The sequence below is a fragment of the Kitasatospora sp. NPDC088783 genome, from assembly GCF_044750705.1.
GTDB classification, from domain to species: domain Bacteria; phylum Actinomycetota; class Actinomycetes; order Streptomycetales; family Streptomycetaceae; genus Kitasatospora; species Kitasatospora fiedleri.
In genome coordinates this window covers 69,148-85,885 of the sequence record NZ_JBIVKJ010000017.1, presented here as the reverse complement: position 1 = coordinate 85,885, position 16,738 = coordinate 69,148, and the positions used below count along the sequence as shown (strand labels likewise).

The 16,738-nt window shown below is 75.5% G+C and carries 25 protein-coding genes and 2 tRNA genes; 13 read left to right on the top strand and 14 right to left on the bottom strand.

The features are described from left to right. Positions 1-9 precede the first annotated feature (9 nt). From ACIP60_RS32225 to ACIP60_RS32170, 12 genes are all read right to left on the bottom strand, one after another. Positions 10-456: a DUF4259 domain-containing protein gene (locus tag ACIP60_RS32225; RefSeq protein ID WP_400691327.1), complete on the bottom strand. Its 447-nt coding sequence runs from the start codon at positions 454-456 to the stop codon at positions 10-12. 17 nt (positions 457-473) lie between these two features. After that, complete coding sequence (locus ACIP60_RS32220) at positions 474-1,103, bottom strand: XF1762 family protein (protein WP_400691325.1); 630 nt, start codon at positions 1,101-1,103, stop codon at positions 474-476. A 60-nt stretch (positions 1,104-1,163) separates the two neighbouring features. Then, entirely contained in the window at positions 1,164-1,424 is a 261-nt protein-coding gene (locus ACIP60_RS32215) for a hypothetical protein (protein WP_400691322.1), read from the bottom strand. 52 nt (positions 1,425-1,476) lie between these two features. Then, on the bottom strand, positions 1,477-2,400 hold the full coding sequence (locus ACIP60_RS32210) for a hypothetical protein (RefSeq protein ID WP_400691318.1): 924 nt from the start codon (positions 2,398-2,400) through the stop codon (positions 1,477-1,479). A 17-nt stretch (positions 2,401-2,417) separates the two neighbouring features. Further along, a complete protein-coding gene (locus ACIP60_RS32205; protein ID WP_400691315.1) occupies positions 2,418-3,266 on the bottom strand; it encodes a hypothetical protein in 849 nt (282 codons plus the stop codon). An 81-nt stretch (positions 3,267-3,347) separates the two neighbouring features. Continuing rightward, entirely contained in the window at positions 3,348-3,557 is a 210-nt protein-coding gene (locus ACIP60_RS32200) for a hypothetical protein (RefSeq protein WP_400691313.1), read from the bottom strand. A 57-nt stretch (positions 3,558-3,614) separates the two neighbouring features. After that, positions 3,615-4,130, bottom strand: coding sequence for a hypothetical protein (locus ACIP60_RS32195; protein ID WP_400691310.1), 516 nt, complete (start codon positions 4,128-4,130; stop codon positions 3,615-3,617). 72 nt (positions 4,131-4,202) lie between these two features. Then, positions 4,203-5,066: a hypothetical protein gene (locus tag ACIP60_RS32190; RefSeq protein WP_400691307.1), complete on the bottom strand. Its 864-nt coding sequence runs from the start codon at positions 5,064-5,066 to the stop codon at positions 4,203-4,205. Positions 5,067-5,341: 275 nt separating this feature from the next. Next, a tRNA-Arg gene (locus ACIP60_RS32185) sits at positions 5,342-5,407 on the bottom strand. An 85-nt stretch (positions 5,408-5,492) separates the two neighbouring features. After that, positions 5,493-5,566 (bottom strand) — tRNA-His (locus ACIP60_RS32180). Between the two features lie 77 nt (positions 5,567-5,643). Then, entirely contained in the window at positions 5,644-5,892 is a 249-nt protein-coding gene (locus tag ACIP60_RS32175; RefSeq protein ID WP_400691305.1) for a hypothetical protein, read from the bottom strand. Between the two features lie 234 nt (positions 5,893-6,126). Then, positions 6,127-6,414: a hypothetical protein gene (locus ACIP60_RS32170; RefSeq protein WP_400691302.1), complete on the bottom strand. Its 288-nt coding sequence runs from the start codon at positions 6,412-6,414 to the stop codon at positions 6,127-6,129. A 141-nt stretch (positions 6,415-6,555) separates the two neighbouring features. On the opposite strand from ACIP60_RS32170, the gene ACIP60_RS32165 reads away from it, so the two are divergent. From ACIP60_RS32165 to ACIP60_RS32135, 7 genes are all read left to right on the top strand, one after another. Further along, positions 6,556-6,927 (top strand): hypothetical protein, encoded by a 372-nt coding sequence (locus ACIP60_RS32165; protein WP_400691299.1) that lies wholly within the window; start codon positions 6,556-6,558, stop codon positions 6,925-6,927. 22 nt (positions 6,928-6,949) lie between these two features. Beyond that, positions 6,950-7,138 (top strand): hypothetical protein, encoded by a 189-nt coding sequence (locus ACIP60_RS32160; RefSeq protein WP_400691296.1) that lies wholly within the window; start codon positions 6,950-6,952, stop codon positions 7,136-7,138. Continuing rightward, positions 7,135-7,746, top strand: coding sequence for a DUF262 domain-containing protein (locus ACIP60_RS32155; RefSeq protein WP_400691293.1), 612 nt, complete (start codon positions 7,135-7,137; stop codon positions 7,744-7,746). Before ACIP60_RS32160 ends, ACIP60_RS32155 begins: the two co-directional genes overlap by 4 nt. A 69-nt stretch (positions 7,747-7,815) precedes the next feature. Beyond that, positions 7,816-8,667 carry a hypothetical protein gene (locus ACIP60_RS32150; protein WP_400691291.1) on the top strand — a complete coding sequence of 284 codons (852 nt, stop codon included), beginning with the start codon at positions 7,816-7,818 and terminating at the stop codon, positions 8,665-8,667. Continuing rightward, the gene (locus ACIP60_RS32145; protein ID WP_400691288.1) at positions 8,667-8,957 is read left to right on the top strand and encodes a hypothetical protein; all 291 of its coding nucleotides are present in this window, start codon (positions 8,667-8,669) and stop codon (positions 8,955-8,957) included. Before ACIP60_RS32150 ends, ACIP60_RS32145 begins: the two co-directional genes overlap by 1 nt. A 91-nt stretch (positions 8,958-9,048) precedes the next feature. Further along, positions 9,049-9,903 (top strand): hypothetical protein, encoded by an 855-nt coding sequence (locus ACIP60_RS32140; protein ID WP_400691285.1) that lies wholly within the window; start codon positions 9,049-9,051, stop codon positions 9,901-9,903. A 61-nt stretch (positions 9,904-9,964) separates the two neighbouring features. Continuing rightward, positions 9,965-10,333, top strand: coding sequence for a hypothetical protein (locus ACIP60_RS32135; protein WP_400691282.1), 369 nt, complete (start codon positions 9,965-9,967; stop codon positions 10,331-10,333). 133 nt (positions 10,334-10,466) lie between these two features. Here the strand turns inward: ACIP60_RS32135 and ACIP60_RS32130 are convergent, their stop codons facing one another. Then, positions 10,467-10,853 (bottom strand): hypothetical protein, encoded by a 387-nt coding sequence (locus ACIP60_RS32130; RefSeq protein ID WP_400691280.1) that lies wholly within the window; start codon positions 10,851-10,853, stop codon positions 10,467-10,469. 212 nt (positions 10,854-11,065) lie between these two features. Here ACIP60_RS32130 and ACIP60_RS32125 point away from each other — a divergent pair, with 212 nt between their 5' ends. From ACIP60_RS32125 to ACIP60_RS32100, 6 genes are all read left to right on the top strand, one after another. Continuing rightward, entirely contained in the window at positions 11,066-11,656 is a 591-nt protein-coding gene (locus ACIP60_RS32125) for a hypothetical protein (protein ID WP_400691277.1), read from the top strand. A gap of 57 nt (positions 11,657-11,713) precedes the next feature. Then, positions 11,714-13,090 (top strand): hypothetical protein, encoded by a 1,377-nt coding sequence (locus ACIP60_RS32120; RefSeq protein ID WP_400691275.1) that lies wholly within the window; start codon positions 11,714-11,716, stop codon positions 13,088-13,090. 116 nt (positions 13,091-13,206) lie between these two features. Beyond that, positions 13,207-13,962 (top strand): hypothetical protein, encoded by a 756-nt coding sequence (locus tag ACIP60_RS32115; RefSeq protein ID WP_400691272.1) that lies wholly within the window; start codon positions 13,207-13,209, stop codon positions 13,960-13,962. A gap of 376 nt (positions 13,963-14,338) precedes the next feature. Continuing rightward, positions 14,339-14,680 carry a hypothetical protein gene (locus ACIP60_RS32110; RefSeq protein WP_400691269.1) on the top strand — a complete coding sequence of 114 codons (342 nt, stop codon included), beginning with the start codon at positions 14,339-14,341 and terminating at the stop codon, positions 14,678-14,680. Continuing rightward, positions 14,652-15,023, top strand: a complete 372-nt coding sequence (locus ACIP60_RS32105) for a hypothetical protein (protein ID WP_400691267.1) — start codon at positions 14,652-14,654, stop codon at positions 15,021-15,023. Before ACIP60_RS32110 ends, ACIP60_RS32105 begins: the two co-directional genes overlap by 29 nt. 184 nt (positions 15,024-15,207) lie before the next feature. After that, positions 15,208-15,861: a hypothetical protein gene (locus ACIP60_RS32100; protein WP_400691264.1), complete on the top strand. Its 654-nt coding sequence runs from the start codon at positions 15,208-15,210 to the stop codon at positions 15,859-15,861. A 64-nt stretch (positions 15,862-15,925) separates the two neighbouring features. Here the strand turns inward: ACIP60_RS32100 and ACIP60_RS32095 are convergent, their stop codons facing one another. Next, on the bottom strand, positions 15,926-16,543 hold the full coding sequence (locus ACIP60_RS32095; RefSeq protein ID WP_400691261.1) for a hypothetical protein: 618 nt from the start codon (positions 16,541-16,543) through the stop codon (positions 15,926-15,928). Positions 16,544-16,738 lie beyond the last annotated feature (195 nt).

The following is a 16,738-nucleotide window of genomic DNA, read 5'->3' as shown; positions in this document are numbered from 1 at the left end:
TGCGGGTGTTCAGCGTCCGGCCGGGATGCCGGCAGGGGTCCGCGGGAGGGCGTTCAGGGTCTGCAGGAGTTCGTCGATCCTCTCGCGCCGTCCGTCCTCGAGGGCCGCGTTGCTCCAGCCCTCGAAGTCGACGGCGGCGTGGGCGTGGTAGAGGCCGGCGATCGCATCGGGGACCAGGTCGTTCAGGTCCGGAAGCTCGTCGAGCGGCAGGACGCCGGTGTCGACGCCCTCGCTGGGCAGGGTGTGGACGCGGGCCGGGAAGGCGGGGGCGCAGCGGTCGGCGACGAGGGCGGCCGCGGCGAGGGTCTCGTTGTGGCTGTCGTGGTCGGGGTGCTGGGCCTGGGCGAGTGCGGTGCCCAGGATGCGCCGACAGTCGGCGGGGGTGGCGCGGGCGAGGGCGTGGAGGAGTTCGGCGGCGTCGTCGCTGTCGAACGGTCCGGTGTCCCAGGTGCCCATGCGGGGCTCCTTGTCGGTCAGGTGCGGGTGGTGTGGCGGGCGCGGTACGCGCGGGAGCGGCAGGCGGGTGTGCAGTAGAGGCGGGGGCGGCCCGGGCCCGACCGGACGGGGAAGCGGGCGGTGCAGCGGGGGCCACGGCAGGGGGCCTGGTTGTGGATTTGGCTGCGGAGTTCGGCGATCTCCGGAAGGGCGGGGGCGCAGGCGCGGCGCTGCTCCCACAGAGTCCGGGCGATGCGGTCGTTGCCGTGGGAGCGGCGGGGGCGGGAGGGGGTGTCCCATCCGGTGCGGGGGCGCAGTTCGGCGACCGGGTGCCAGCCGGCGGCGCGCAGGCTGGAGCCGCTCTCGCCGTGCTGGGTGTAGGTGATCAGGCGGAGGTAGCCGGCTGCCGCCACGGTGCGCCAGGCGGCGCCGTACAGGGCGCTGCAGGCGTTGGGAGTCCCGTCGGTGGCGACGCGGGTGACCTCGAGCGTCCAGCCGTTGTCGAAGACCCTGCTGACGGGGCGCCCGATGACGGCGGCCCCGCACAGGGTGCCGTCGTCAAGGACGCCGAGGCTGAACTTGTGGCCCTGGGGCGGGCGGTGGTGGCGGTGCAGGCGGGTGACGGCCGCGCGGGCGTCGGCGAGGCTGAGGGGGACGACGGTGAGCAACGGGGGTCCTTGTGCCGGGGCCCGGCCGGCGGCACACCGCCGGCCGGGCCGCGGGGCGGGTCAGGTGAGGTCGGCGAGGGCGGTGAGGCCGCGGCGGTTGAGGTACCAGGGGCCACCGAGGGTTCCGGCGTAGCGGGCGCGGCGCAGGAGCTCGAGGGCCGCCGGGTCGGTGCCCTCGGGGAGCCGGCTACGGCGGTCGATACCGCGCATGGCGGTGCGGGCCAGGTCGGCCAGGTCGCGGGCCTGGTCGTCGGAGGCGGATCCGGGGGTGCCGGTCAGGTCCTGGAGGGCCTGGTCGTAGATGGCGTCGGAGGTGGTCACGAGGTGGCCCTTTCGATAGGCCGGCACCCCGGTGGGGCGCCGGCGGGGTGGGTCAGAGGTCCGACAGGTCGGGGTCGATGACGCAGGTGTGGGTGCGGCGGCCCAGGTGGTCGGTGACGGTCCACCAGGTCTGTGTGAGGGAGGGGTCGATCTGCTCCTGCCGGGCCTGCTCGGCGGCGGCCTCGGCCCGCTCGTCCACGGTGGCGCCGGGCGGGTCGGTGACGGCGCGCTCCCAGCGGGCGCGCCAGGTTCCGGCCGCGGTGGCGGCCGGAGGGACGCCGTCGACGAGGACGAGGTCGCCGAGGTCGAGGGCGCGCCATCCCTCGGTGTTCAGGGCGGCGGCGTAGGCGCTGTGCTGCTGGTCCTGGTCGGCGAAGTCGTCGCCGTTGTCGGGGTTGTAGCGGACGACGACGGATTCGGGCGCGCCGCCCAGGCGGGCGGCGGTGATCTGGGTGATGTCGTGGCCCGCGCGGACGAGGGCGACGGCGATGGCGTGGACGGCGGGGTCCGGGACGGCCGCGTTGGGGACCGGGTCGGCGGGCAGCAGGGCCTGCACGCCGGCGGCGAACGCGGTGATGGCGGGCCGGGCGGCGGCGTTGCGCCGGGCGGCGTTGCGGGGCTCCTGGCCGGGGTCGGCGTCGCTGTCGCTCTCGTAGGAGGTCTGCAGTTCGCGTCCTCGGTCGAGGTGGCGGTGCAGGGCCGTGAGGGCTTCCAGGTCGCCGCGGCGGGGCTGCTTGCGCAGGCGCAGGTAGTGGGCGAGGTGCCCGAGGAGGTCGGGGTGGTCCAGGAGTCGGGCGAAGTGGGTCCAGGCGGCGGCCTCGCGGCGGGCCTGCTCGGCGCTGTCCGGGTCGCCTTCGTCCGGCGGCGCGGCGGCGGTGCCGGACGGGGGCGTCGCCTCGGCCGCGGTCAGGGCGCTGTGGGCGCAGGCGGCCACGCCGGCCAGGAGGGCGAGGGCGTGGGGGAAGGGCGGGGTCACGGGCGGTTCCGTTCGCTTCAGGGGGTGGTGATGGCCGCGCGGCGGACGTGCCGCGCGGCGGCGTCGTCCTCGAGCCGGCCGATGAGTTCCTCGCGCCAGGCCAGCGCGAAGGGCAGGCAGTTGGCCTCGGACTGGTGGCCGGGGGCGCAGCCTCGCTCGTGGCGCCCTGCGCTGCTCCAGGCCATCGAGTCGGCGGAGGCGAGGGTGTTCGCGCCGGCCAGGCGCAGGCCGGGCTTGCTGAACCCGAACGCGTGGAGGTTGACGCGCGGCATGCCGCGGTCGTCCTTGCGGGCCAGGACGTCGAGGATGCCGACGGCGGTCAGGCTGTTCTGACGCTTGCACATGGTGCCGACACCGACGATCGGTTCGGCCTCGAGGTCGATGCCGGCCTTCTCGTACATCTCCTCGCAGCGCCGGTAGTCGCCGGCCGTCCAGCCCTGCAGGACCGGGATGACGTCCTCGCCGAGGTGGCGCAGTTCCAGGACGGAGTCGACGGTCAGGCGGGCGTGCTCACGGGCGCTCAGGCCGGTCTTGCGCAGGACGTCCGTTTCGCAAGGAAAGTCGAGGGGCGCCGTCCAGGCGAGGTTGTCGATCTCCTGGCGGTAGAGCCGGATGCGGGCGGCGTACTGGGCTTCGGTGATCCGCCAGCCCCCGTGCAGGGCGAGTTCGGAGTAGGCGCCGCTGTCCAGGACCCAGGGGCCCCGGGCCCGGGGGAAGCTCTTGCGGCCGTTCAGGCAGGGGTTGGAGACGAACAGCGGGATGTCGGTTCGCTCCAGCCAGTTCGGATGGTGGATGCCCAGCCAGAACCGGGGGATCTGAAGGCCGGCCCCGGGGGCCGGCTGCGGTGGCGCAGCGGTGACCGTCATCGTCCGGTTTCCGTGATCGGAGCCGTCAGGCTGGCTTCTCGGTCGTACCGCCGTTGGTCCGTCGAGCATGCCGGGCCCGTTTCAGCGGGTGGCATCGGCGGGCGCAGGGGTGTTGCGGATGCGGCTGGAGAATCCGTCGCGCAAGGCGCGCACCGCCAGAACGGCGTCTCGCTCCAGGTCGGCGGGCCACTGGGGGTCTTCGTCTCGGGCGGTGTCGAAGTCGGGGTTCTCGTCGATCAGGGCCAGGGCCTCTGCGACGGTCCGGCGCGCCGCGTCGTAGTCGGTTGCCACGGGTTCCTCCGGAATCTTGTGGGGCGGGGTCGGGTGTGCGGGGGCGCCGCGGCTGCATCAGGCGGACTCGAACTCCAGGACCGCCCGACGGAGGACGCCGTGCAGCGAGGCGATCTCGGCGGCGCTCTGGCCCTCCCGCTCGAACATGCCTTCGCGGTAGGTGCCCAGCGGGTCGCCGAGGAGCCGGTAGCGCAGGTGGCGGCCGAGCGGCTGGGAGCCGTGGGCGGGCTGGGTGGCCAGGACGGGCCAGGGGCCGTCGTGAGGGGTGAGGGAGAGCCCGTCGGAGACGAAGAACCGCTCGGCGGCCCCGGTGCTGACGCTGAATCCGTCACCGCGGGAGAAGGAGCGCAGTCTGCGGGCGCGGTAGTCCTGGGCCAGGGCGCGGTCGACGGGGTCGGCGAAGGTGTCGGCGTTGAAGAGCGTGACCGCCCGCCACATCTCCCGCTCCACCTCGGTGGTGCTGGCGCCGGGGCGCAGGTTGGTGAAGTAGGAGAAGACGCGCAGCATCGGGGCTGCGGGCTCGTAGGCGCGGCAGCCGAAGGAGTCGGTGTTGTGCCACACGGTCAGTCGCAAGGCGCTCTCCTTGTCGGGTCGGAAGCGGTCCGCGGCGCGGACGGGGAAGGGACGCCGCGGACCGGCGGTCGGTCAGGCCGCGGCGGAGAGGCTCTCCGGCAGCGGGTCGTCGGCGTGGATGCGATTCCAGCCGCCGGACTTCCACAGGGGGGCTCCGAGGTTGACGCACGTGACGTCCCACTCGCCGTCGATGCCGACGATGACGTCGCCGTAGGCGGGTTCGCGCTCGACCCGGGCGCGGGCGGCCTCGAAGTCCGGGGCCTCGACGATGAACTGCCAGTTGTTCGGGTCGCCGTCGGAGTCGACCCCGGCGGACACGAGCACCGTGAACTCGGAGTACTTCTCAGGGGCGGGAACGGGCTGGGCGGCGGGTTGGTGCTGGCGGATGACGAAGCGGATCGCGGTGCCGAACTCGACCCGGTAGGTCTGCGGCCCGGTCCGGCGGAGGTAGGCGTGCCGCAGGGTGGTGAGCTTGTCGAAGACCTGGTCGGGATCGAAGGTCATGCCGTCGAGGCCGTAGCCCCCGATGACGGCCTCGGCAGCCATGGCGCGCACGACGCGGACCTCGTCGCGGACTTCGCCGCGGTGGGTGCGGGTGATCGTCTGCCATGCCTCGGGGGCCCAGATGGGGTACTGCGGGGCGCTGTAGTCGGGCGGCAGGTAGTGGGTGACCGGCTTCGGGAGCGGCCGGTCACCGGCGCGGACGGGCTGTTCGTCGCAGCGGACGCGGAAGCCCACCACCTTGCCGAGCCTGACCTCGTACTCCCCGGGGCCGGTGTGGACCAGACGGCCGTTGGGCCGGGTCATGAGCTTGTCGAAGACCTCGTCCACCTTGGCGTTCAAGCCGTCCAGCCCGGAGCCGTAGGCGGTGGCCTCGACGGCCCGCGCGCGGATGCTCTCGATCTGGCGGGTGTGGTGGCGGGGAATCGTCGTCAAGGCGCGGCTCCGGAGCGAGGCGACAGGGGAAGACGCCACCGGCCTGCCCGAGGGGGGAGTCGGGCAGGCCGGTGGCGGGCCGGGCCGCCGGTAGAGGGGTGGGCGGCGCGGGGTCGGACCGGCCCGCCCCCCGGGGGGGGAGGGGGCGGGCCGGTGGGGCGGGGCGCAGAAGGCCCCGCCCGGGGAAGGGCACGCGCGGCGTGTGGCGCCGCTGGACGTGCCGGTGGTTGGTGGGCTCGCGGCAGGCCCGTGTGGGGGCGGACCTGCCGCGAGCCTGGTGAGTCCGCGGGAATCGAACCCGCCCTGCTCCTTCCGGAGAGTGCTCGCGTACACCAGGACTCCAGGGGTAGCTAATCCCCCTTGGACTCTTCCCGTTGGCCTGACGGGTCGAGTTCGTTTTGCGGCCGCGCGGGGTGCGCGGCCTTCGTGGCCCGGGGGGAGTTGAACCCACCGCAGACCCCCTTCACTGGGGGCGGCTCTAACCACTGAGCTACGGGCCGAGTTGGTCGGCGGTTGCGCACCCCCCGACCAACAACACTAGTTTACACGATGCGTTCGCTAGCGTCAACTTTTAAGATCATCCCTGGTCGTGGGGCCTGCGGATGCCGCGGGGGGTGCGGTCGCGGCGGTTGCCGCCCGCGTTGTAGCGCAGGCCGAGGCCGGCGGCGGGCGGGGAGTTGAGGTAGTCGGCGCGGTAGCAGCCGTCCGGGTGCGGGCAGGTGTCGACGTGGGAGCTGCAGTAGTGGCACAGCACGCCGCGCAGCGCGAGGGTGGCGCGGTCGTAGTCGAGGTCCTGGGCCAGGCTGTCGCCGCACAGGTGGCACATGCGCCCGAGGGCCTTGAGGCAGCTCTGGCGCAGGGGGCTGCGCCAGTTGCCGCGCTTGGGCGAGCGGTAGGGGTCCCAGTGGCCGAGCTTCGCGCTGACGGGGCAGCGCAGCTTGGGGGCGATGTCGGCGGGGTCGCGGCTCGGGCCGGTGAGGGTGACGTCCCAGCCGGCGCGGGCGGTGCCGGTCCTGCCGTGGAATCCGGGGGGCTCGGTCCGGTAGGTCTCGCCGTCGCGTCACCAGGTGCCGCGCCAGTCGTGGCGCACGACGGCGGCCGGGCGCCGCCGGCCGGGCGCCGCCGGCGCGGCACACAGCATCGCCTCGCCGGTGCGCAGGTGCCAGCGTCCGTCGTCGCCGAGGAGCGCGGCGGAGGGGAGGTGGCCGCGGCGCTCCGGCGGCCGGGGGCAGGCCAGGGCGGGGTCGCCGATCCAGGCGCTGATCTGCGCCGGCGTCAGGGCGGGGTGGCGGGCGGCCAGGTCGCGGCGGCGGTGGGGCGGCAGGGCGTCGAAGGCGGTCTCGTTCATGGGGGCACGCTGGCGCCGGCCGCCTGTGGACAGGGCCGCCCCGGGATCGGGCAGGTTCCCGCCACGCTTGTCACAGGCATTAGATAAATTATGAACACGTGGGGCGGTCGGCCCCGCCCGCACACCACCGGGAGGCCCGCCGTGGCGATACCCCAGCAGCACGACCACGCCGACTTCGACACGTTCGCCGCTGCACTCAAGGCGGCGGGCCCATGGTCCCCGCGCTGGCTGGTCTACGTCTACGCCTGGTGCGAGTGCTGGCAGAACGGCTCGCTGGAGTGGTCGATCCAGGCCGACGGCCGCGACTACACCGTCACCGTCCACAAACCCGACCCGGCGGCGGACAACTTCCTGCAGGCGGTCCTGGAGAGCAAGTCCTGCTCGCTGGAGGACGACCGGACGGACTGGTCCCAGACCATCCACCTGCCCGCCGAGCCCGACTGGACGGAGCGCCTCGTCGAGCACTGCGCCCGGCTCATGCTCTCCGACTACGCCCCCTACGCCCTGGACTAGAGCGCCCGCCGACAGGAGCACCATGGCCTTCCCCGTCTTCACCCCCTCCGACTTCGACGACGACGGCCCGTGCGAGGACTGCGGCGCACCGGCCGGCGCGTACTGCACCCCCGGCTGCGGCAGCGGCTACAGCGCCCACGACGCCCAGCGGCACGCGCAACTGCACGCCGCCGGCGCCCGCCGCACCGACGACCAGGAGAACCGCCGATGAGCCTGCAGAGCCCCCGCCCGCTCGAACACCACTCGCTGCGCCCGGCGTTCAAGAACCTCTCCGAGCTGGTCAAGCGGGTCGAGGAGGGCGAGCTGGACCTCGGCCCGGCCTACCAGCGCGGCGACGTGTGGACGACCGAGCAGCGGCTGTACCTGGTGAAGAGCTGGCTGCTGGGCGTGCCGACCGGTGCCGTGGTGCTCTCCGACCGGACGAACCCGCGGTGGACGGCCGCCCACCCCGACCGCAACCCCAACAACACCGTCGGCGAGCCCATGTGGGCCTGCGTGGACGGCAAGCAGCGGATCACCACCGGGGTGATGTTCCACCACGACGAACTCGCGCTGCCCGCGAGCTGGCTGCCCGAGGACCATACCGCCTCGGCGCACCGGACCGCCGACGGCCCCTACGTGCTCTACAGCGGCCTCACCCGCAAGGGCCGGCTGCTCTTCGACCGGCACGCCGGCCTGCAGGTCACCGAGGCCCGGTACTGCGCCGACGAGGCCGAAGAGGCGTCGCTCTACCTGCTGGTCAACGGCACGGGCACCGGCCAGGCCGCCGAGGACCTCGACCGCGCCGCCCGGACCGCCTCCCGGCACGCCTGTCCCTGACAGCTCCCGGCCGGCGGTCCTCCGCCGGCCCCGACCGCCTCCGCCCCCATCGCCAGGAGCCCGTCCCGGATGCCCGAGCGCCCCGCCCCGCACTTCGCCGTCACCCTCCACCGCCCCTCCCTCGGCCGCCCCGTCGCGGTCGAGGACGCCGCCAGCCTCGCCGGAACGCTCGGCCTCGCCTCGCCGCCCACCGCTCCGCTGTGCCTGTGGCGCCCGGACGGGGCGGCGCCGGTGGCGAGCGTCGTCCCGCTCGACCTCCTGTGGCGGCCGATGGCCGGCAGCCAGGTCCGCCGGGACACCGCCGCGCTGGCCGGCACCTCCTGGTGGCTCGGCGCCCCCGGACGGGGCTTGCTGCACCAGAGCCGCTTCACCGCCGACGCCGTCGCCGACATCGTGTCGTTCCTCGCCGACCGGGGCGAACTCGTCGCCCTCGCCCCGCACGTCATCGCCGTCACCGACCGCGGAGTCCCGGCGGTCTACCTGCCCGAGCGGCCGCCGGCGGCCTGGGCCCGGGCACAGGCCGCACCGACAGCGGCGAACGTCCGCGGTGTCGCCCGGGTGCTGGCCCGCGCAGGCCTGGACCCGGCCGCGGACCGCTTCGCCCTCACCGGCGCGGCCGAGGCCGGGCAGGTACTGCTGCACACGGCGGACCCCGCCACGGTGCACAACGCGCAGGTCGCCCTGGAGCACACCGACGACTACACCGTCGAGCAGCTGGCGCCCGGGCGCTTCGCCGTCCGGACCGCGACCACCGCGGAGATCGCGCTGCACCGCGCCGCCCCGGAGGCCGCGTGGCTGCCCGTGGCGGCACTGCGGCCTCCGGGGCGGCGCGGCCCGGCGGGCGCCTGCCGGAGCGCCGGGAAGTCCGACACGCTCCGCGGCCTGGCCCCGCAACGCGGCACGGCGGGGCGGACCCGGTGATGCTGCCCCGTCCGCCGTGGCGCACCGCGTCCTTCACCTCCCCCTGCGGCGAGGGCTGCCGGCAGATCCCGCACTGGGTCGACGACCCCCTCCTCGCCCCGGTGCGCGCGCAGCACCGCCTCGCCATGGATCCGGTCCCGCACCGGCCGGGCCTGTACATCGCCCTGTGCGCCTGCGGCGACCTGATCACCCCCGCGTGGGACACCTCCGCCGTGAGCGAGGCCTACGACCAGCACCTGGCCGTGGTCCAGCACGAGCTGCGCCACCCGGCCGGCCCGGGCGGACGGTGACCCCGCACCCCGGCCGGCCGGGTGACGCGCCGGCCTCGCACCCCTCGCCCGCGCCGCTGTACCAGCGGTCACCGACTCCCCCGGAGACGACATGATCTTCCTCCAGCAGCCGAGCTACGGCCCCGCGGGCCCCGACGGCCAGGGCATGAACCGGCTGTCCCTCAACGCCGGCTTCGACTCCCGGCACCAGTGCGGCCTGCAGCCGACCGACTTCACCACCTTGTGGGAGTCCATGACCGGGCGGCAGTACTGGGGCGGCTACGGCCGCTGCCACAAGCTCGCGCCCGGCCACTGCGGAGACTGCCCCGTGCACAGGAGCACCATCGTCCTGAAGGACGGCATCCACTGGCCCGGAGGCGCTCCGCTGCTGCAGGCCCGCATCCGGCCCCTGGCGCCCACCCCCGGTGCCATGTTCGTCAACTGGAACGCCGCGCTGAGCACCCTCGAGCTGCGGCCGTGGCCGGGCGGCCCCGTCCTCGAGGCGACCTGGCAGCAGGTCCGCAGCACCCGCGGGTTCGGCATCAGCTGGTTCTGGCGGGACGAGGGCGGCGAGGCGTTCTGGATGGTGCGCGCCCCGGACACCACCGCGGCCCGGGTGCGCACCGAGACGACCTCCCGCGGCGTCCGGCACACCCTGCGGGCCCGGGAACGAGAGGCTCCGGCCGCGGTGGTGGAGTGCGCCGGCGGATGCGGCCACGACGACCTGGACCTGCTGCGGCTGGCCGCGGACCTGGCCGACGCCGGCGAGGCGGCCGACAGCGCGTGGGATCCGCCGCTGCCCACGGGCGGGCTGCGCGGCGTCACCGTCGCGCACGACAGGACCAGCAACGTCAGCGAGCTGCGACGCGGCGGCCGTACCGCGTCGCTGCGGTGGCCGACGCCGCTCGGGCCGCGGGCCTGGGCGGCCGTGTGCGCCCACGCAGTGCGACTCGGTTCTGCCACGTGACGCCGGCGGCCGCCTCCCGCCCGCGCCGCCTCCCCCGCCCGTCCTTGGATCGGAGACCGCTGTGACCGCACATGACACCTTCGACTTCGGCGCCTACCGGTGGGATGTCACCGCGGCCGCGAGGATCGCCGCGGCGCTGCCGGTGCGCGAGCTGGACGTCACCGGCCTGCCCGCCGGCCTGGTCTACGTCGACGCGGCGCATGCCGCCCAGGTCGACCTCGAGGTTCCGGTGCTCGCGGTCCTGATCGGCGACCTCGACAGCCAGGTGATGCTCATCGACGGCTGGCACCGGGTCCACCGCGCGCGTTCCGAAGGGCGCGACCGCCTGCCCTGCCGGGTCCTGGACGAGCGGCAGGAGCTCGAGGTCCGCCTGTACGGCGGCAGCAAGGGAATGCCCCGCCGGACGTCCCGGTACCGGCCTTCCGCGTGAGCGGAGCGGCCGTGCAGGCCGACGGTCGTGCAGGCCGGGCGGCGCGGGGACCGCGAGCCGGGGCGCCATCGTCGATCCCCCGGTCCCGGGCCGGGGCGGATGATCCGCGGCCCCGGCCCTCTCGCGGACCCGGTCAGCGGGTCGCGATGGTGACGGAGAAGGTGTCGCCGGTGTCCAGTTCGACGGTGACGGCGGGGCCCGGGGTGATCTGCCGGGCGTCCTGGATGCCGTCCTGGGACCTGAACCAGGAGGCCAGGCGCCGGGCGAGACGGACGGCGGGCTCCGGCGCGGCGGGGTCGGCCGGTAGGCGGTCGTCGCCGGTGCGCGTGGTCAAGGTCAGCGGGACACCGGAGACGGTGGCGGACACGGTGTCCGGCCGGTCGCGGTCGGCGGCGGGGCCGGCGGCATCGTCCTGGGCCGACAGCCAGCGCAGGACCTCGCCCGCCACGGTCCGGCGGATGGACTGTTCGAGAGCGGCTTCACGCGCCCTGGCTTCGTCGATCTGGGCTTGGGAGAACACGGGCCTCCGTTCGGTGGCGGTGGAGGGCGGGGCGCATCGGGCGCGGGCCCTTCGACGACGCTACCGGCGGGGTCCGACCGCCTCGCGCGGACAGTGCGGGGGCTGCCGGGGGGCGGAGACCCCGGCGGCACCTGCCCCCACCCCCCGCTGTCACACCTGAAAGATAAATTATGAATGCACGGGGAGGTGCCCCGCAGACTCCGAGGAGCAGCATGGCCGTCAGCCGGGCAGTAGTCGTACCGGTCCTGGAGTACCCCTGGCTGGGGCGCGAGGCCACCGGCCAGGCCGGGCGCACCGGGACCGTCCGCCGCGTGTTCGACGTCGGCGGCCTGCTGTTCGCGATCTTGACCTGCGACGAGCCGGAGTCGGAGGCCTGGCGGATCTGGGACGAGCCCGTGGCCGTCCTGGCGGCCGAGGGCCTGCCCTGCGCGTTCCCCGACCGGGATGCCCGCACCGAGGAGCTCTGCGACGTCGAGGACCGCATCCAGAGCGGCCGCGCCGGCGCCGCGGACCCGGAGCGCCACGCCGAGCTGCTGCGGCTGCTCACCCCGTACAACCGGGGTGCCGCCGACCTGCACACCGCGCTGATCGCCGGGCTGCGCCGTGGCGACCGGATCGCGTACGGCGACCAGGGCCTGTACGGCGAGGTCGTCGATGCGGACGTGGACGAGGACCGCTTCATGCTGCGCATCCGCCTGGACGCGCGGCACCTGCAGGAGCGGCCCCGGCTGCGGGAGCGCTACCCCGACGGGGTGGTCCTCCTGCCGTCGATCGTGCTGCAGCCCACCCTCGGCCTGCTCTGACCCTCCCGCGCCTCCCTTCCCGGCCGCCCGTGCGGCCTCGCCCGAAAGGTGCCCAGCATGATGATCGACCTCACCGCCGGACAGTCCCGGTCCCTGCTGCGCGGCGCCCTCGACGGCGCCCTCGACGCCCGGTCGCTGACCCCGGCCGGCTACTACCCCTCCCGCCGTCACCGGCCGGCCTTCGTCCACGACATCCCGGTCGTCGTCGGCGCCCGCGGCGCGGGCAAGAGCGTCCTGGCGCGGGTGCTGACCGATCCGGCGCTGCGCGCGGTGGCTTCGGCCGCCTACCGGCTGCCGAAGCTGGAGCGGGCGCAGGCCGTCACCGTGCTCGGCGAGGGCGGGCTGCTGAGCGCCGCCGACGTGCGCGCCGCGGACGCCGCGGGCGTCGAGCCGCGCGACCTGTGGGCGGCAGCCGCCCTGGCCGCCGTCGAGGCGCCCGGCACGGCGCCCGCGGGCAGTTGGCAGGAGCGGGCGGCCGGTGCGCAGCAGGCCCTGCGCGAGGCCGTGCACGCAGGGCGCGAGGAAGCCAGCCTGTTCCTGGTCTTCGACGGCCTGGAGGACCTGGCCCCGAGCACCCGGGGCGAGCACGCCCGCGCCCTCCTGCAGCTGGCCTGCGATCTGCACCGCGCCCGCAGCAGCCGCGCCCCGGGCCGACAGCCCGTGGTGGCGAAGGTCTTCCTCGCCCCGGACACCCTGCGGGGCGCGTCCGGCGGGGACATCCCGCCGGTGTTCGAGCTGACGTGGACCGACGGCCCGTACGTCGATGCCAGGTGGAACAGCCTGTACGCGCTGCTGCTCCACCTGGCGGCCGGCCGCCCGGGCACCGAGGCGCGGGCGCTGCGCGCCGCGTTCCCCGGCTGGGAGGACGGCTGGGCGGCCCGCTCCAGCGCGCTGGACCGCCTGTGCTGCGACAGGCGCGTACTGGAGAACGCGATGGCCGCCTTCGCCGAACCGCGCATGGGACTGTCCCGTACGAGCGGACTGGTCTTCAGCTGGCCCCTGGTGCGGCTCGCGGACGCGCACGGGCACGTCACCCCCCGCTCGTTCCTGGCCTTCGTGCAAGCCGCCCTCGCGGCGGACCGGGCCGGCGGCGAGAGCTCCCTGCGGCCGCTGCGCAGCGAGACGGTGCACCGCGGCCTGCTCGCCGGGGTCCGGGTCCGGGCGCTGGAGGAGGAGCAGGGCGCGCCGTGGGTCGCCGCGGCGCTGGACGCCCTCGCGGGACTGCAGCTCCCACTGCCGCTGCACCAGGTGCGCGAGCGGTGGGCGGCCGCCGGTGTCGAGGAGGCCCACGGGCCGGACCTGGTCGGGCGGCTGGTCGACGGCGGGTTCCTGACCCGGCGCAGCGACGGCTCGCTGGACATGCCGGACGTGTACCGGATCGCGTGGGGCCTGGGCCGCCGGGGCGGGGTGCGGCGGCCGGAGGCGTCCGCGTGAGCGCCCGGGCCGGTCGGCGGCGGGTTCCCGAATCCACCTGTGGCAGGGGGGAGATAAATTACCGGTACCGGTCGCGCGCGCCGCGCGGCCGGCACCGGCCCGGCAGGAGCACGATCGTGAAGACCCGCGAGGAGGTGCTCGCCGCGCTCGCCGCGCTGCCCGCGCACGTCACCGATACGCAGATCGCTGCCGCCACCGGCCGCACCGTGGGGTCCGTGCAGAGGAACTGGGCGCCTTCGAAGGGCTTCCCGCCGGCGGTCCGCCACGGCGCGCAGTGGGTCCGCGACCGTGCCGCCTTCCAGGAGTGGTACGCGCAGCAGCCGTTCTCCCGAGACGGGCGCGCCGGGGCCCGCGGGGACCTGGTTCTGCGGGCGGCCGCCGCCCTCCCGGTCGACGTGACGCTCACCCGGGCCGAGATCGCGGCCGTCCTGCACGTCACCCCTGCCGCGGTCGGGCACTACGCCCGCACGTTCGGGGCGGACAGCTACGCCCCGTTCCCGCCGTTCGACCCTCCCGGCACCAAGCGGCGCCGGTGGCCGGAGGTGCGGGCCTGGTTCATGGAGGACACCGAGCCGCCGGCTCCCCTCCCCTTGGCAGACGTGCTCGGGCCCGACCCGCGGGGCGCCGCCCGGATGCTTGCCGATGCCCTGGGCGTCGACGAATCCGCCGGCGCCCGGATCATGTCCGCCAACGACTCGCGCCGCCTGCGCAGGGCCGCCCTGGCCGCGGCGGTGGGCCTGCGCGAGCACCAGGTCCGGTGGTTCGCGACGAGGTACGCCGACGCGGACGACCCGTTCCCGCCCGCCGACGCCCGGCACACCCGCGACGTCGCTGCGGTGCGCGCCTGGCTGGCCCGCCACAAGACGCCGTAGGTCCGGGGCCGCCCGGCCGCGGCGCCAGGGCCCCGAATCCGCCGACAGGGCAGTTGTCGGCAGCGACTCCCAGGAGGATCTTGCGTATGAGCTCCCAGCACACGGGCCTGGCCGCGGGGCACCATGTGGCCTCCGGCCAGGCCTACCTCCCCTGGCGCCCCGGCGGACGGGCCGTCCGCATATGCCGTGGCCACATCCCCGGGCAGCCCCGCGCGTTGGTCGTCGACGCGCTCACCGGCGTGCGGCCGCGCTTCAAGAACGTCCGGGACCCCCATCCGACGGGCTTGACCCCGGCGGGCCGGGCCAGGCGTGCCGGCTACCGCCTCGCGACCACAGCCTGAACATCCCACGCCCGCCGTCCCCGTCAGGAGCCACGATGAACTACTACCTCACCTCACCCGGACTGCCCGTCCCGGCGGATGACGAGGCAGGCCTGCACGTCGGCCAGTACTCGCGCGGCTGGCGGTTCCTGTTCCGCGCCCACCCCGAGCTGGGCCTGACCACCCTCGCGGCATGGCTCGAGCTGGTCCGCCGGCCCGGCTCCGTCGTCTGGGCGGAGTCGCGCTACGAGGTCTGCCGCGAGGAGCTCGAGGCCGACATGACCGCCGCCCGGGACCGGCACGACCGGCCCCTGCGCGACCGGTGGCCGGTCTCGCCGGCCACGCTCGGCTACCACCAGGACGGCCTGCATGTCTTCTGCGCCCGCCCGTTCCACTGACGGCCGCCCGGCGGCGGTCGGCACGCTGTGGCCGCTGAAGGTGCGGGTCTTCTCCGGCCGGCACGACCACCTCACCCGGCCGCCCAGCCGGCGGGGACATCAGCGCACCGCGTGCGAGCGGCACTGGGTCGTAGCGGGCGACTTCGACCGGCCGCTGAGCGGCACCGCGTGCCCGGCGTGCGTCGAGCGGGCCCACGAGGACGACCACCCCGAGTGCGCCGCGCTGCTGCGGGCCCGCAGGCGGGAGCTGCAGCGCTGCGCGGACGGCCAGGAGCCCCTGTTCGACCTGCCGCCGGCGTGGTGTCCTGCCGATGCGCTGACCGGCAGCCGCCGCAGCCGCTAGGCTCTACCGCTGGGCAACCGCACCGCGCCCGTGTCCTCAACCCGGCGCCCACACCGTCCGGGGGACCGAAGACGTCTCAGACTCGTGCGACCGTGCGCCCCGCCGGGCGCGGTTTCGGCACGCCGTCGTCTTCTGCCGTCGGCCGCGGGGTGTGGGCAGCCGGCCGTCCGTGAGAGGACACCTGATGACCGACCGCTCCAACCGCGCAGCCGCCCGCGCCGCCCGCGCCTACCAGCGGGCCCACCCCGGACTCAGCCTCGCCCGGGCCCGCGCCGAGGTCGCCGCCCGCGCCGGCGTGCAGGACGCCCTGCCCGAGCCCCTGGGCCTCGGGGGAGCTCTCCCGGCACCCGACGAAGACCTGCCCGCGTTCGTGGACCGGATCGCCGCACTGCTGGAGGTGGGCCGGCACGAGGCCATGGAGCGGCTGGGCCTGGAGCCCGGTGCTTCGGCCGCCGCCCGCCTGGCCCGCCTCGCGCTGGGCATCGACGAGCGCACGGCGCGGCGGCTGGCCGCCGCCACCGGCATGCCCCTGCAGCGGGCGCGTGAGCTGGGCCTCTCGAGGGTGCCTGCTTTCGCGAAGGACGCCCTGCTCCGCGGCGGCGAGGGCAAGACCGTACTCCGCTTCTCCCTGCCGGGCGCTTTCCGGCGTGAGCCCCTGCCCGCCGTCGACATGGACAGCCAGGGCGATGCGTCGTGGGGCCCGTACGAGCACGTGCTGGTCGATCTGCCTCCGCTGGCCGAGCCGCTGCCCGCCGTACCGGACGATTCCGGCAAGCGTGCGCTCCCCGACCTCCCCGGCCTCCCCGGCCTCCTCAGCCGGCTCGCGGCCGAGGCCTGACCCGGCCCGGCCGCTGCGGCCGGCGGCTGCGTGTCGCGGGGGCCGGCTGCGCCGGCGGCCCGGTTCAGCGCAGCCTGCGGGATCCGGCCGGATCTGCGGCGTTGCGGTCGGCGGCGCGCCAGGCGCTCTCCAAGGCGGTGACGGCGCGGCGGTAGGCGTGCGGGTCGCGGGCATGGCGGGCGTCGGCCGCGGCGGCCATGGCGCGCAGGAACGCGGCGGTCAGCGGGTCGGCGACGTCCGCGAGGGCGGGCCGGTCGAGGACGGCGAGAGGGTCTGAGGCGAAGCGGCCGTACTCCTCGCGGACTCTGTCGTGCTCGGCTTCCAGGCGTCGCCGCTGACGCCGGCGGGCCCTGGCCCCGGTGACCGTGCAGGCGACGAAGGCGCAGCCGGCGAGCAGGGCCGCTGCCCATCCGAGACCCTGCGGGGCCGGTTGCCGCTGCGGTGGGGCGGTGTGCGCGTCCGGGTACACGGACGAGAGCGCGTCGAGAACCGCTGCGGTGGCGGCGTCGGCGGCGTCGGCGAGCAGGCCGGGGATGCCGGGGCAGGCCAGGGCCGCGCCGCCGGCCGTCAGGAGCAGCCGGGTCCAGCACATCGCCCGGTCGCGGCGCAGCACCGCCAGGAGGAGGTCGTACATGCCTGCTGCGACCGCCAGAACCCCGACCCCCTGTATCAGCTGCTGCACGGGTGCCTCTCCTCTTCCATCGGCCGCCCTGGGCGGGTGCCGGCCGCTCCTGCGGGGCCATCCTGCCGGGCGGGGGCGGGCGGCGACGACAGAAAACGCCGCGGCCGGCCGGGCTCTGTCCACAGGCGGGCCCCTCCACGCTCGGTGTACGCCCCGTTCCAGCGGGGCGGCCCGGGCCGGTGCCGCTTCGGTGCG